Consider the following 13,558-nt stretch of genomic DNA (forward strand, 5'->3'; position numbering starts at 1 on the left):
ATGCGCCCTGTGTGAACACGACACCACCGATAACCCCCATGGACACCGTGGCCGAAGTTGCGGCGCGTCTGCGCGTGGATTCGATCCGGTCCAGCACCAGTGCCGGATCCGGTCACCCCACGTCGAGCATGTCAGCCGCGGATCTCGTCGCCGTGCTGATCACCCGTCACCTGCGCTATGACTGGCGCGATCCGGCCGCCGTCACCAACGACCATCTCATCTTCTCGAAGGGCCACGCGTCACCGCTGTTGTATTCGGCCTTCGCGGCCGTCGGCGCGATCACCGACGAAGAACTGGTCGACGGCTACCGCAGGTTCGGGCAGCGCCTGCAAGGTCACCCCACACCGGTACTGCCGTGGGTGGACGTCGCGACAGGCTCGCTCGGCCAGGGACTGCCCGACGGCGTCGGACTCGCGCTGGCCGGGAAGTACCTCGACGGCCTTCCGTACCGGGTGTGGGTGCTGTGCGGTGACAGCGAGATGGCCGAAGGCTCCATGTGGGAAGCGCTCGACAAAGCGTCCTACTACAAGCTGGACAACCTGGTCGCCCTCATCGATGTGAACAGGCTGGGACAGCGGGGCCCGACAGACCTCGGTTGGAACGTCGCGGCCTACGAGCGGCGCTGTCAGGCTTTCGGCGCCCGGACGGTCGTCATCGACGGCCACGACCTCAACGCGATCGATGAAGCCATGGCCGGCGTCGGTACTGCGGAAGCAGTGGACCGCCCGACGGTGATCATCGCCAAAACCATCAAGGGCAAAGGGTTCTCGGAGGTGGAGGACAGCCCGGACTGGCACGGCAAACCGTTGCCCGACGACATGGCCGAACGGGCTATCGCCGAACTCGGTGGCCGGCGCAGACTGATCGTGCGCAGCCTCGAGCCACCGACGCCCGCTCCGGCAGAGGAATGGCAGGCGGCCGAGCCCGTCGACCTCCCCACCTACGAACTCGGTGCGGACATCGCCACGCGAAAGGCCTACGGCGACGCGCTGGTGTCGGTCGGCAGTCGCAACCGGCACGTGGTCGCACTCGACGGCGAGGTCGGAAATTCCACCCACGCAGGCGAATTCGCGCGGGCATTCCCCGACCGCTACTTCGAGATGTTCATCGCCGAACAGCAGCTCGTGGCCGCGGCGACGGGCCTGAGCGTCCGCGGATACATCCCGTTCGCCTCCACGTTCGCCGCGTTCCTGACGCGCGCCTACGACTTCATCCGTATGGGCGCGATCTCGAACGCGAATGTGAAACTTGTCGGCTCCCATGCCGGCGTCGAAATCGGCGCGGACGGCCCATCGCAGATGGCACTCGAAGATATGGCGATGATGCGCGCCGTCCACGACGCCGTCGTGCTGTACCCGAGTGACGCCACCAGCACCGTGGCACTGGTGCAGTCGATGGCCGAGACGCCGGGAATCAGTTACCTGCGCACCACGCGCGGCGCCTACCCGGTGCTCTACGACGCCACCGAGGAGTTTCCGGTGGGCGGCGCCAAGCTCCTGCGCGTATCCGATCACGATGACGTCACCTTGATCGGCGCCGGCGTGACGGTGCACGAATGCCTCAGCGCCGCAAACGAACTCGCCGGGAAAGGCATCACCGCCCGGGTCATCGACTGTTACTCGATCAAACCGCTCGACGCCGCCACCGTCGCCGCGGCCGTCGCCGCCACCGGTGGCCGCGTCGTCGTCGCCGAGGACCACCACCCCGAGGGCGGTCTCGCGTCGGCGGTTCTCGATGCGCTCGTCGCTCACGATCTTGCCGATATCCGCCTCGCGCATCTGGCCGTCCGCGGCATGCCCGGTTCCGGCACGACACGCGAACTGCTCGCCTGGGCGGGCATCGACGCGGACCGCATCCGGGAAGCCGCGACGACGTTGATCGCCAAGAGCGTTGTCGACAGCACGCCGCGCTGAAGTTCGGGCTTGCGACAATGGACGCATGGTCGAGCAGAGCCTGTGGATGCAGAAAGTCGAAGCCGATCCCGGCCACTCGCAGTGGTACATCGAACGGTTCCGGGCGCTCGCCCGCGCCGGTGAGGATCTCGTCGGCGAAGCCCGCCTGATCGACGCGATGGCTGCCCGCGGCTCGCGAATCCTCGACGCCGGCTGCGGCCCCGGCCGGATCGGCGGCTACCTCGCCGCGGCCGGGCACGAGGTGGTCGGGGTGGACGTCGACCCCGCTCTCATCGCGGCCGCCGAAGAGGATCACCCCGGACCGCGCTGGCTGGTGGGCGACCTCGCCGAACTCGACCTGCCGGCCCGCGGCATACCGGAGCCCTTCGACCTGATCGTGTCGGCCGGCAACGTGATGACGTTCGTCGCCCCGAGCACCCGCGTGCAGGTGCTCTCCCGGCTCCGCGCCCACCTCGCCGACAACGGCCGTGTGGTGATCGGGTTCGGCGCCGGCCGCGATTACGAATTCAATCAGTTCTTCCAGGACGCCAGCCGAGCCGGCCTCACCCCGGATCTGCTGCTCTCCACCTGGGATCTGCGGGTGTTCACCGACAAATCCGACTTCCTGGTCGCAGTCCTCATCCCGATCCCGCCCGGGTAGCGTGACACCGGTGAACCTCTCTCGCGTGTCTTCCTCCGTTGCCCTGACCGCCTGCGCCGCCTCCCTCGCCGTCGCCCTCACCGCGTGTGGCTCGGACGAGAAGCCACCGGCGGCGACCACGACGCAGGCGCCGTTGGTGACCACGACCCCGAGCGCGGCGACCGCCCTCGACAACTCCTCGACCGCCGCTGCCCGCACCTGCCCGACGGCAGAAGGACAGGGCGGCGCACCCGAGTGGACCCTGAGCGGCGCCACCGGCAGCGTCGCCGTCACCGGATCCACCGATACCGCGGCTCCGGTCGTCACCGTCAAGGGCCCGTTCAGCGTGAACCAGACCCAGGTGCAGACACTCAAGGCCGGCACCGGACCCGTCGTCCCCGAAACCGCGACGGTCTCGGTCTGCTACGCGGGCTTCAACGGGCGTGACGGATCGAAGTTCGACAGCGCCTACGACCGCGGCGCCCCGGCCACCTTCTCCCTCCTGCGCGTCGTGCCCGGTTTCCAGAAGGCCATCGCCGGACAGAAGGTCGGCTCCACCGTCGCCGTCGCGATGACGTCGGCCGACGGCTACCCCGACGGCCAGCCGAGCGCGGGCATCGAGAAGGGTGACTCGCTGGTCTTCGCGATCAAGATCCTCGACGTGTCGAACTGACCGTCATGCTGCGGCGGTGCGGCGAACCTGTTATCAAGAACTTGGTTCATCGTTACCGCGAAACACCGTCGAGCAAAGGTGGCCCCGACCTCAACTGACGCCACAATAGAAGTGTTGGAGTGCCGCGCTGGGGAGGACAGCGCAGCACGACAGCGCAGCATGTCAGTAGGTCGCCGCTGCCGCGACGGGAGGATATATGCGCAGCTCTGTCGGCACCGTCACCGTCGTCATGGTCGCGGTTCTGACCGCCGGATGTGGTAGCACCGCCGGTACACCCGTGCCGGTGACCACGCCGCCGATGGTGGCCCGGCCCCTCGTCGAACGCGAACTGGACGGTCTGCTGCTCAACCCCGACCAGGTCAACGCGACCATGGGGTCGGCCGCCATGACGGTGCTCAGCGCTCAGTCCACGATGTCGGACAACAGCGCCACGATGGCACCGCCGGAGTGCCTCGTCATCGACGGCGCCGCGGAAGCCGCGGTGTACGCGGGCAGCGGCTTCTGGGCCGAGCGCGAGCAGAGCATGAACGACGGGGACAAGTTCACCCACTACCTCAAGCAGGCTGTCGTCCTGTTTCCGACGCAGGACAAGGCGCAGGAGTTCTTCAACACGCAAGCGCAGCTATGGCCGGCGTGCAAGCAGTACACGCACACGCAGAGTCAGTCGCAGTGGTCGGTCGGGCCGATCACCAACGCGCACGACACCCTCAGCGTCGTCGCGACAGAACAAGACGCGGCCGCACCCGGATGGGCATGCGGCCGCGCCTTGGCACACAAGAACAACGTCATCATCGACATCAACACGTGCAGTCCCAATCCGGCGGACACGGCGGTCCAGATCGCCACCCAGATCGGCACCAACGTCGCGGCACGATGGTGACCGCGGTGGTTACCCGCCGTTGGTGACCGGGTTCGACGTCAGCGGGATGAACCCGTCGTTGATCCAGACGCCCCACCGGCCGCCCCAGGCCGAGGTCCACACGACGGGCTGACCGTCCCACACCTCAGCCGGCTTCTTCGGGGCCCACGGCGGAACCTCCTCGCCCAGCCCGGGCGCCGGTGGCGGCGGCTGCGCAGCAGCCAGCGGCATACCGAAGCCGAGCGCGGCCGCGGCGAGCGAACCCGCGACGGCGGCGGCGGACAAGGTCTTCTTGATCGAGGTCATGCACACGCTCCCCTGCGTAGACTGCGATTACTTAGCGTATGTAATCACATTACGCCGTCGAGTCAGTGCGATGGGGTCGGCGCGAATCCGGCAGCCGGCGGCGGCGCGCCGGGACCACCCGGCGCCGGCGTGGCCGGCGCCGCACCCGGGGCGTCGTAGTACCCGGGCGGCGGTGGGCCGTTCAGCGGGTAGTAGCCCGGAGGCAGCGCCGGTCCACCGGTCTTGGGCCCGGTGTCGACGATCGGGTTCGACGACGCCGGATCGGTCAGTGAAATGAACCCTGGTGGCAGCTTGGGCGCCGGCCCCGCACCGGGCGGTGGTCCGGGTGCCTCCTCGGGCGGCATGGTGAGCGCCTCGATCGGGTTGCCGCTGTGGAACGTGTGCCAGATGTCCCGGAGATAGCCGAGCTGACCCGGCGTACTACCGGCGCCGTACTGCGGGTTCTCGATCTCGGGGACCGTCGGAGCGCCGATCGGAGGCGCGGCCACCGGGCCGCTGGGACCGCTCGCAGGCTCCACGACGGGCTGGCCGGGTGCGGGTGTCGTCGGTGTGGCCGGGTCCGCCGCAGCCGGACCGGCCGCCGCGAGCGCACCGGCCAGCAGCACACCGCCGACTATCACCGGCGCGTGGAAACGCTGTCGCTCGGTCTTCAAATGCTCGTCCGTCCTTTCAACCGGCGTCCGTAACGGGTCAGGCTATCGCGTGTACCGGCCTCCGTCATCTCGTTCGGGCCTGAAAAGCCCGGTACGCCGACCTGATTTCCGCGACCCGCGCCGCAGCGATCCCCCACGGTTTGTCGACCCCGACGCGTTCGTCGAGGTCCCACAGCACACAGTCCTCATCCGGTCCGGCGACTTTTTCCCACGCGATGACCGTCCGCCGGAGTTGCTCGTGCATCGGCTCCGACACGGCGCCGGCGGGCGCCCCGCCTTCGGGATGATGGTGCAGGAACCGGCCGTAGGCCGTGTCACAGAAGGCCGAATACCTTGCGGTACAGAGGATCAGCCCGTGCCAGGCCTCGTCGACGGCGTGCGACGGCATGCCGATCACCTGACCGTCGCGCATGGCCACCCCGCAACACCGCAACCACTGCCGCAGGCCCTCCGTCACGAGATCCCGTGGCTGCCAAGGGCACGTCTTGTACACCGCGTCCGGCAACTCGAGCTCTGCCACCGCGGCGTTCATCCGGTCCAGCGGCCCCTGACGCGTGAATCGCACCCTGCAACTCTATGTCGCGGTCGGCAAGTCGAGATCGGCCATCGCGGCCCGTCGCCGCGCTTCCCAGCGCCGCAGCGCCACCCGGCACGGCTCCTCCAGCAGCGCGTAACTCACCGCGGCCACCGCGAAGCCGAACGTCGTCGTCAGGACCATCACGACCGGTAGCGCGCCGGGGAACGTCGTCTGCCCGATCATGGCGAGCACCATGTCGAGGGCGGCGAGGTGCCAGAGGAACAGGCCGTACGACCAGCGGCCGAGCGTCACCATCGGGGCGCTGGCCAGTACCCGGTGCCGGCCGTCCGGGACGTCCAGGACCAGCGGCGCCAGCAGGGCCCAGGCGATGACGGCCCCGAGCGCCGTCCGCACGATGAACTGGCCGAGGGTTGCGTGCTGGTGGCCGCCGGGCATGGCCAGCGGCGATGCCGCCACCAGGAACGCGACGACCGCCACCGCCATCAGGATCGAGCGCTGCCGAACCAACCGATGTGCCCAGCCGTACGGCCGGAACATCCACTCCGCCAACAACATCCCCACGGCGAACCACGAGGCGTAGGCCGGCAGCCAGTTGAGCGGATTGGCCCCGTGGTACGCCGGGATCGGCAGATAACCCCAACCGAAACTGAGCAGCGCCACGCCCGCGATCACCGGAACGCGCAGGCGCAGTGACACTTTCGCGACCAGGATCGCCAACACGGGCACCACGAGATAGAAGGCCATCTCGACCGACAGGCTCCACATCTGCGTGAGCCCGGCGATCAGCGTCTTGGGGACGAAGACCTGCGTCAGGGTCAGATTTGCGAGCCACACCGCCCGGTCCGCGCGGTGGGCGTCCGGCAGCAGGGTCAACACCGCGACCACCGTCAGCAGATACGCGGGCATGATCCGGACCAGCCGGGACCGGTAGTACGGCGCCGCCTCGGGTTCGGGTCGCAGCCCGTGCGCCGCAGCGGCGTGACCACGCCACAGCAGGAAACCCGACAACGCGAAGAACACGGCCACCGCCAGGTCGAAGCGCGCCAGCAACCGGCCGGCAACCCCGTCGGTGTAGCCCGTCTGCAATGCCACATGCGTGAGCACCACACCCAGGGCCGCGGCCGCCCGCAGGCCTTCGACCGCAGGCAGGAACCCACGGGTGCCGCTGACGGGCTCGGCGGCAGGGGCGGTCATGCGCCCAGTCTGCCCGAGAAGCGCGCTCAGCTACCGAAAAGCCCCGCATCGACGACCCGCATGACCGGCGCGCCGTCCTCGTCGGACGCGCGCAGGTCGACCTCCACGTCGATGCCCCAGTCGTGATCGTGCGCCGGGTCGTCCAGAATCTGCCGGACGCGCCACACGTCGGGCGCCCGGTCGAAGATCAGCATCGCGGGGCCGCGCGCGTCGGCCCCGGTGCCGATGTCCTCGTGTTCGGCGAAGTACTGCTCCCCCACCTCTTCCCAGCGCTGCGCCGTCCACCCCGACCCCGAGTCCAGGGCCCCGAGCTCGTCCCAGCGGTGCCGGGCCCACAGCTCCACGCGCCGGAACAGCGCGTTGCGGACCATAGCGGTGAATGCCCGCTCGTTGCCGGTGAGCGGCCGCACCGGCGCCATGACCGCCACCTCGTCGACCTGATCGGCGCTGGTCAGTTGCTCCCATTCGTCGAGCAGGCTCGAATCGACCTGGCGCACAAGCTCACCCAGCCATTCGACGATGTCAGTGAACTCGTCGGTCCGGGCGGTGGCCGGTACTCCGGAGCGCAGCGCCTTGAAAGCATCGGACAGGTACCGCAGCACCGCGCCTTCGGTGCGGGTCAGGCCGTAGGCACTGACGTACTCCTTGAACGTCAGCCCCCGCTCCCACATCTCGCGCACGACGGACTTCGGGGCCGGGTGCCCGTCCGCGGCCCACGGGTTGCTCCGGCAGTACACCTCGAAGCAGTGCGTCAGCAGCTCATCGAGCGGACGCGGATAGGTGATGTCGTCGAGCAGTTCGATGCGTTCGTCGTATTCGATGCCTTCGGCCTTCATCGTCGCGACGGCCTCACCCCGGGCCTTCTTCAGCTGGGCCGCCAGGATCTGGCGCGGGTCCTCCAGCGTCGCCTCGATCACCGAAACCACGTCGCGCGCAAACGTTTCCGAATCCGGGTCGAGCAGCTCGACCGCAGCGAGCGCGAAAGTCGACAGCGGCTGGTTCAGTGCGAAATCGGGCGGCAGGTCGACCGTGAGCCGGTAGCGGCGCCCATCGGGTTCCGGTTCGGCCAGCCGTTCCAGCACGCCGGCCTGCAGCAGTGAGCGCGCGATCCCTACCGCCTCACGGATGTGCCGCAGTTGCCTCTTGCGCGGCTCATGGTTCTCACCGAGCAGCCGGCGCATGGCCAGACAGGGGTCACCGGGACGGTCGACGACGTCGAGAATCATGGCCGTGGACACCCGCATGTTGCTCGTGAGTGCTTCCGGCGCGGCCTCGACCAGGCGCTTCATGGTGTTCTCACCCCACGGCACCATGCCGTCGGGCGCTTTGCGGCGCACCAGCTTTCGGCGCTTCTTCGGATCGTCGGCGACCTTGGCGAACTGCTTGAGGTTCTCCACCTCGTGCTCGGGGGCCTGCACCACGACGGTGCCCGCGGTGTCGTAGCCGGCCCGCCCGGCGCGGCCCGCGATCTGGTGGAACTCACGGGCATTGAGCAGCCGGGTACGGGTGCCGTCGTACTTCGACAACGCCGAGAAGACGACGGTGCGGATCGGCACGTTGATGCCGACGCCGAGGGTGTCGGTGCCGCAGATGACCTTCAGCAGCCCGGCCTGGGCGAGCTGTTCCACCAGGCGCCGGTACTTGGGCAGCATGCCGGCATGGTGCACGCCGATGCCGTGGCGCACGAGCCGTGACAGCGTCGAACCGAACGCCGTCGTGAAGCGGAAGCCCCCGATGTGCTCGGCGATGGCGGCCTTCTCCTCCTTGGTGCTCACGTTGACCGACATCAGCGCCTGCGCCCGCTCCAGCGCGGCGGCCTGGGTGAAGTGCACGACGTAGATCGGCGCCTGCTTGGTCTGCAACAGGTCGGCGATGGTCTCGTGCATCGCGGTGGTGGCGTAGCTGTAGAACAGCGGCACCGGGCGCTCGGCGCCGGCCACCAGAGCCGTCGGCCGGCCGGTGCGGCGGGTGAGGTCCTCACGCAGGACCGTGACGTCGCCGAGCGTCGCCGACATCAACAGGAACTGGGCCCTGGGCAGTTCCAGCAGCGGCACCTGCCAGGCCCAGCCGCGGTCGGGGTCACCGTAGAAGTGGAACTCGTCCATCACCACGAGCCCGATGTCCGCGTCGGCACCTTCCCGCAGCGCGATGTTCGCGAGGATCTCGGCCGTGCACGCGATGATCGGCGCGCCGGCGTTGACCGCGGCATCGCCGGTGAGCATGCCGACGTTGGCGGCGCCGAAGACGTCGCACAGGGCGAAGAACTTCTCACTGACCAAGGCCTTGATCGGCGCGGTGTAGTAGCTGCGCCGGTTCGCCGCCAGGGCGAAGTACACCCCGCCCGTGGCCACCAGCGACTTGCCCGAGCCGGTCGGCGTCGCCAGCACCACATTGGCGCCACTCACCAGCTCGATCAGGGCCTCCTCCTGCGCCGGGTACAGCGCGGTCCCCGACTCCTCGGCCCACGCGGCGAACGACGCCAGCAGTTCGTCGGGGTCAGCGCCCGTCGCGCGCAGCGCGGACAGGTCGGCGGGGTCGTCCAAGAGAGATATGCGGGGTGCCATCGTGTGCTCCAGCCTGCCCGATCACCGGCCGGACGTCCGCGCCGGGCGGACACTTGGGCAGGATGGCTCGTGTGACGTGGTTGATCCCCGACGCGCTCATCGTGGCGCTGTCCCCGATGGCGGTCCTGCCGCCGGTGCTGCTCCTGCTGTACTCGGACCGGCCCCGCAGCACCGGCCTGACCTACCTCTGCGGGTGGCTCGTCGGGATGGCCGCCGTCATCAGCGCAGTGGTGCTGGTCTCGCCCGTCGGGCAGTCGCACGCCGCCGCGACCAGTTCGCGGTTGCAGCTCGGCATCGGCATCGTGCTGGTCGTGCTCGGTGTCGTCACGTGGCTGCGGCGCAGGCACTACGCGCAGGCGACGGGCTGGCTGACCCGGCTGCAGTCCGCGTCGCCACTGGTCACCGGCGTCACCGGACTGGTCTTCGCCGTCGCGAACCCGAAGTTCATCCTGGCGTGCGTCGCGGGCGGCGTGGCCATCGACGCCCTGCTGACCGCACCCACCGAAAAAGCCGGTGCCATCGGCTTTTTCGTCGCCCTGGCCGGATCCACCACCGCCGCTCCCATCGTGGCGCACCTGGTGGCCTCGCGGTACGCCGAGAAGGGCCTGGAGCGGATGCGCCACTGGGTACAGGAACACACCGCCGCGATCACCGCCGTGACGCTGACGGCCGTCGGCACGCTCCTGATCGTGGTGGCGGGGATCCCCACCGCCGCGGCCGATCAGGTCGCCAGACTCCAACCCGTCGTACTCGAACGGTTCGATCACGACCCCGTCGCCTTCACCGAGGGCATGTTCGTCGACGGCGCGACGCTGTATGAGAGCACGGGTCTCGAAGGAAAATCCGAGCTGCGCGAACTCGACGCCGATACCGGCCAGTTGCGTCGCGTGGTCCCGCTGCCGCCCACCTATTTCGGTGAGGGCATCGCCGACGCCGGCGCGCACCTGTGGCAGCTGACCTACGAGAACGGCGTCGCCATCGAGTGGGACAAGGCCACGCTGACCATGCTGCGGGAGGTACCGCTCGACGGTCAGGGCTGGGGCCTGTGCCGCGCCGGCGACCGGCTGATCCGCAGCGACGGGTCCGCGGTACTGCGCGTTCACCGTCTCGACGACATGCGCGAAACCGGCACTCTGGCCGTGACCTACAACGGAATTCGAGTGCCGGGGCTCAACAGCCTCGACTGCGTCGGCAACCGGATCTGGGCCAACGTGTTCCCCACCGACCAGATCATCGAGGTCGACGCCGCCACCGGCGTCGTCAGGGCGGTCGTGTACGCCACCGGTCTGCGCGAGGCTGCCTGGCACGGCGAAGCCGGGGTGCTCAACGGCATCGCGCACCTCGGCGGGCCCGACGGAAACGGACAGTTCCTGATCACGGGCAAGTACTGGCCCGCCGTGTACCGCGTCCGGTTCGATGCGGCGACCGAAGCGGAAATTCAGGTGCGCTGACGGCCGCCGGGTGTGACGATCAGCGCCATGCCGAGTTCCCTGATCGAGGTCCGACGCCAGTACAGCCGGTCCGATGAGGTCGCCCTCATCGACGCCGTCCACGATGCGCTGGTCGCCGCGTTCCGGATCCCGGTCGGCGACAAACACGTCCGGCTGGTGGCCCATGAGCCGCACCGGGTTTCGCACGCGCCGCATCTCGCGCACCCCGAGCGGTACACCCTGGTGACCATCGACTGTTTTGCCGGCCGGTCGGTGGCGGCCAAGCGCGAGCTGTACAGAGAGATCGTTGGCCGCCTTGCCGCCTTCGACATTCCGGCCGACCACATCACGATCCTGCTGCGCGAGAGCGCGCTGGAGAACTGGGGCATCCGGGGCGGCCAGGCCGCCTGCGACGTCGGCCTCGGCTTCGATGTGAATGTCTGATCGCGTATTCACGGCCGCCCCGCGGCGATAGGCTCGGAGAGCTCATCGGAAACAAGCTCAGCAAGGAGCAGTCCATGACTCTCGAAGCAGTTGCGACGTCTTTCGAGCAGAACGTCGCCGACGTGCAGGAGTATTTCGACAGCCCCCGTTTCGACGGCATCACGCGGCTCTACACCGCGCGGCAGGTCGTCGAACAGCGCGGCACCATCCCGTCCGACTACCCGGTGGCCCGGCAGGCCGCCGAGGCGTTCTATCCGCGGCTGCGCGAACTGTTCGCGCAGAAGAAGAGCATCACGACGTTCGGGCCGTACTCCCCCGGCCAGGCCGTGGTGATGAAGCGGATCGGTATCGAAGGCATCTACCTCGGTGGCTGGGCCACCTCGGCAAAGGGCTCGATCAGCGAGGACCCCGGGCCAGACCTGGCGAGCTACCCGCTGAGCCAGGTGCCCGACGAGGCCGCCGGCCTCGTGCGCGCCCTGCTGACCGCGGACCGCAACCAGCAGTACCTGCGCCTGCAGATGACCGAGGAACAGCGGGCGGCCACCCCGGCGATCGACTACCGGCCCTTCATCATCGCTGACGCCGACACCGGCCACGGTGGAGATGCCCACGTACGCAACCTGATTCGCCGTTTCGTCGAATCGGGCGTCCCCGGCTACCACATCGAGGATCAGCGGCCCGGTACCAAAAAGTGCGGCCACCAGGGCGGCAAGGTGCTGGTGCCGTCGGACGAACAGCTCAAGCGTCTCAACACCGCGCGCTTCCAGCTCGACATGATGGGTGTGCCGGGAATCATCGTGGCGCGCACCGACGCCGAGGCCGCCAACCTCATCGACAGTGCAGCCGACGAGCGCGATCAGCCGTTCCTGTTGGGCGCCACCAATCTCAACATCCCGTCCTACAAGTCGTGTTTCCTGGCGATGGTGCGCCGCTTCCACGACAAGGGTGTCACCGATCTGCGTGGGCACCTGCTCTACGCGTTGCCCGAAGGGCAGTACGCCACCGCGGAGGCCTGGCTGGACAGCCACGGCATTGCGGGCCTCATCGACGAGGCGGCCGCCTCCTGGGACCAGAATTCCGGGCAGTCCGTCGACTCGGTCTTCGACAAGGTCGAGTCGAAGTTCGTCGAGGCGTGGCAGGCGGATTCGGGCCTGAACACCTACTGCGAGGCGGTGGCCGAAGTGCTGCAGTTCCGCGCCAAGGAGGGCGAGGCCACGACGGTGAGCCCCGAGGAGTGGCGCAAGTTCGCGGCCCGCGCGTCGCTGTACGCGGCGCGGGAGAAAGCCCGCGAACTCGGCGCCGACGTGGCGTGGGACTGCGAGCTCGCCAAGACCCCCGAGGGCTACTACCAGGTGCGCGGCGGCATCCCGTACGCGATCGCGAAATCCCTTGCGGCCGCGCCCTTCGCGGACATCCTGTGGATGGAGACGAAAACCGCGGACCTGGCCGACGCCCGGGAATTCGCGGAGGCCATCCACGCCGAATTCCCCGACCAGATGCTGGCGTACAACCTGTCGCCGTCGTTCAACTGGGACACCACCGGCATGACCGATGACGAAATGCGGGCGTTCCCAGAGGAACTCGGCAAGATGGGGTTCGTCTTCAACTTCATCACCTACGGCGGCCACCAGGTGGACGGTGTGGCGTGCGAGGAGTTCGCGACATCCCTGCGACAGGAGGGCATGCTGGCCCTGGCCCGGCTGCAACGCAAGATGCGGCTCGTCGAATCTCCCTACCGCACACCGCAAACGCTCGTCGGCGGTCCGCGCAGCGATGCCGCGCTGGCCGCGTCGTCGGGGCGGACCGCGACCACCAAGGCGATGGGTGCCGGCTCCACGCAACACCAGCACCTGGTCCAGACCGAGGTGCCCAAGAAGCTCCTCGAAGAGTGGCTGGCCATGTGGAGCGATCACTACCAGATCGGCGAGCAGCTGCACGTACAACTGCGGCCCCGCCGCGCCGGTTCCGACGTCCTGGATCTGGGCATCTACGGCAGCGGTGACGAGCCGCTGGCCAACGTCGTCGTCGACCCGATCAAGGACCGCTACGGCCGCAACATCCTCACGGTGCGCGACCAGAACACCTTCGCCGAGAAGCTGCGGCAGAAGCGCCTGATGGACCTGATCCACGTGTGGCTGATCCACCGGTTCAAGTCGGAGATCGTCTACTACGTGACGCCGACGGAGGACAACATCTACCAGACCGAAAAGATGAAGTCGCACGGCCTGTTCAGCAACGTCTATCAGGAGGTCGGCGAGATCATCGTCGCCGATGTCAACAAGGCGCGGATCGACGAACTACTGGCGCCGGACCGCGAGGCCCTCGGCCGCTTGATCCGCAAGGAGGACTAGCCGGTCGGGTCGCC

12 protein-coding genes are annotated in these 13,558 nt (G+C 68.5%); 7 read left to right on the forward strand and 5 right to left on the reverse strand.

Annotated elements, in window-relative coordinates; genetic code table 11:
* Positions 1-11 precede the first annotated feature (11 nt).
* From ACZ5IQ_RS16015 to ACZ5IQ_RS16030, 4 genes are all read left to right on the forward strand, one after another.
* The gene (locus tag ACZ5IQ_RS16015; RefSeq protein WP_244881363.1) at positions 12-1,913 is read left to right on the forward strand and encodes a transketolase; all 1,902 of its coding nucleotides are present in this window, start codon (positions 12-14) and stop codon (positions 1,911-1,913) included.
* A gap of 25 nt (positions 1,914-1,938) precedes the next feature.
* Positions 1,939-2,553, forward strand: coding sequence for a class I SAM-dependent methyltransferase (locus ACZ5IQ_RS16020; RefSeq protein WP_212811371.1), 615 nt, complete (start codon positions 1,939-1,941; stop codon positions 2,551-2,553).
* Positions 2,554-2,563: 10 nt separating this feature from the next.
* Positions 2,564-3,205 carry an FKBP-type peptidyl-prolyl cis-trans isomerase gene (locus ACZ5IQ_RS16025; protein ID WP_212811370.1) on the forward strand — a complete coding sequence of 214 codons (642 nt, stop codon included), beginning with the start codon at positions 2,564-2,566 and terminating at the stop codon, positions 3,203-3,205.
* Between the two features lie 196 nt (positions 3,206-3,401).
* Positions 3,402-4,085, forward strand: coding sequence for a sensor domain-containing protein (locus tag ACZ5IQ_RS16030; protein WP_212811369.1), 684 nt, complete (start codon positions 3,402-3,404; stop codon positions 4,083-4,085).
* 9 nt (positions 4,086-4,094) lie between these two features.
* Here the strand turns inward: ACZ5IQ_RS16030 and ACZ5IQ_RS16035 are convergent, their stop codons facing one another.
* From ACZ5IQ_RS16035 to ACZ5IQ_RS16055, 5 genes are all read right to left on the reverse strand, one after another.
* Positions 4,095-4,370, reverse strand: coding sequence for a hypothetical protein (locus tag ACZ5IQ_RS16035; protein ID WP_174557662.1), 276 nt, complete (start codon positions 4,368-4,370; stop codon positions 4,095-4,097).
* Between the two features lie 62 nt (positions 4,371-4,432).
* Positions 4,433-5,023 (reverse strand): hypothetical protein, encoded by a 591-nt coding sequence (locus ACZ5IQ_RS16040; protein ID WP_244872535.1) that lies wholly within the window; start codon positions 5,021-5,023, stop codon positions 4,433-4,435.
* A 64-nt stretch (positions 5,024-5,087) separates the two neighbouring features.
* Complete coding sequence (locus ACZ5IQ_RS16045) at positions 5,088-5,555, reverse strand: glycine-rich domain-containing protein (RefSeq protein WP_212814804.1); 468 nt, start codon at positions 5,553-5,555, stop codon at positions 5,088-5,090.
* Positions 5,556-5,597: 42 nt separating this feature from the next.
* A complete protein-coding gene (locus ACZ5IQ_RS16050; RefSeq protein WP_464480022.1) occupies positions 5,598-6,755 on the reverse strand; it encodes an acyltransferase family protein in 1,158 nt (385 codons plus the stop codon).
* 26 nt (positions 6,756-6,781) lie between these two features.
* Positions 6,782-9,319, reverse strand: a complete 2,538-nt coding sequence (locus ACZ5IQ_RS16055; protein ID WP_061010290.1) for a DEAD/DEAH box helicase — start codon at positions 9,317-9,319, stop codon at positions 6,782-6,784.
* 71 nt (positions 9,320-9,390) lie between these two features.
* Here ACZ5IQ_RS16055 and ACZ5IQ_RS16060 point away from each other — a divergent pair, with 71 nt between their 5' ends.
* The 3 genes from ACZ5IQ_RS16060 (at position 9,391) to aceA (ending at position 13,544) form a co-directional block, all read left to right on the forward strand.
* Entirely contained in the window at positions 9,391-10,770 is a 1,380-nt protein-coding gene (locus ACZ5IQ_RS16060) for a glutaminyl-peptide cyclotransferase (RefSeq protein WP_204158460.1), read from the forward strand.
* Positions 10,771-10,797: 27 nt separating this feature from the next.
* Positions 10,798-11,193, forward strand: a complete 396-nt coding sequence (locus ACZ5IQ_RS16065; RefSeq protein ID WP_061005550.1) for a tautomerase family protein — start codon at positions 10,798-10,800, stop codon at positions 11,191-11,193.
* A gap of 74 nt (positions 11,194-11,267) precedes the next feature.
* Positions 11,268-13,544, forward strand: coding sequence for an isocitrate lyase ICL2 (aceA, locus tag ACZ5IQ_RS16070; protein WP_464480023.1), 2,277 nt, complete (start codon positions 11,268-11,270; stop codon positions 13,542-13,544).
* Positions 13,545-13,558 lie beyond the last annotated feature (14 nt).

Source organism: Mycobacterium toneyamaense (genome assembly GCF_055384815.1).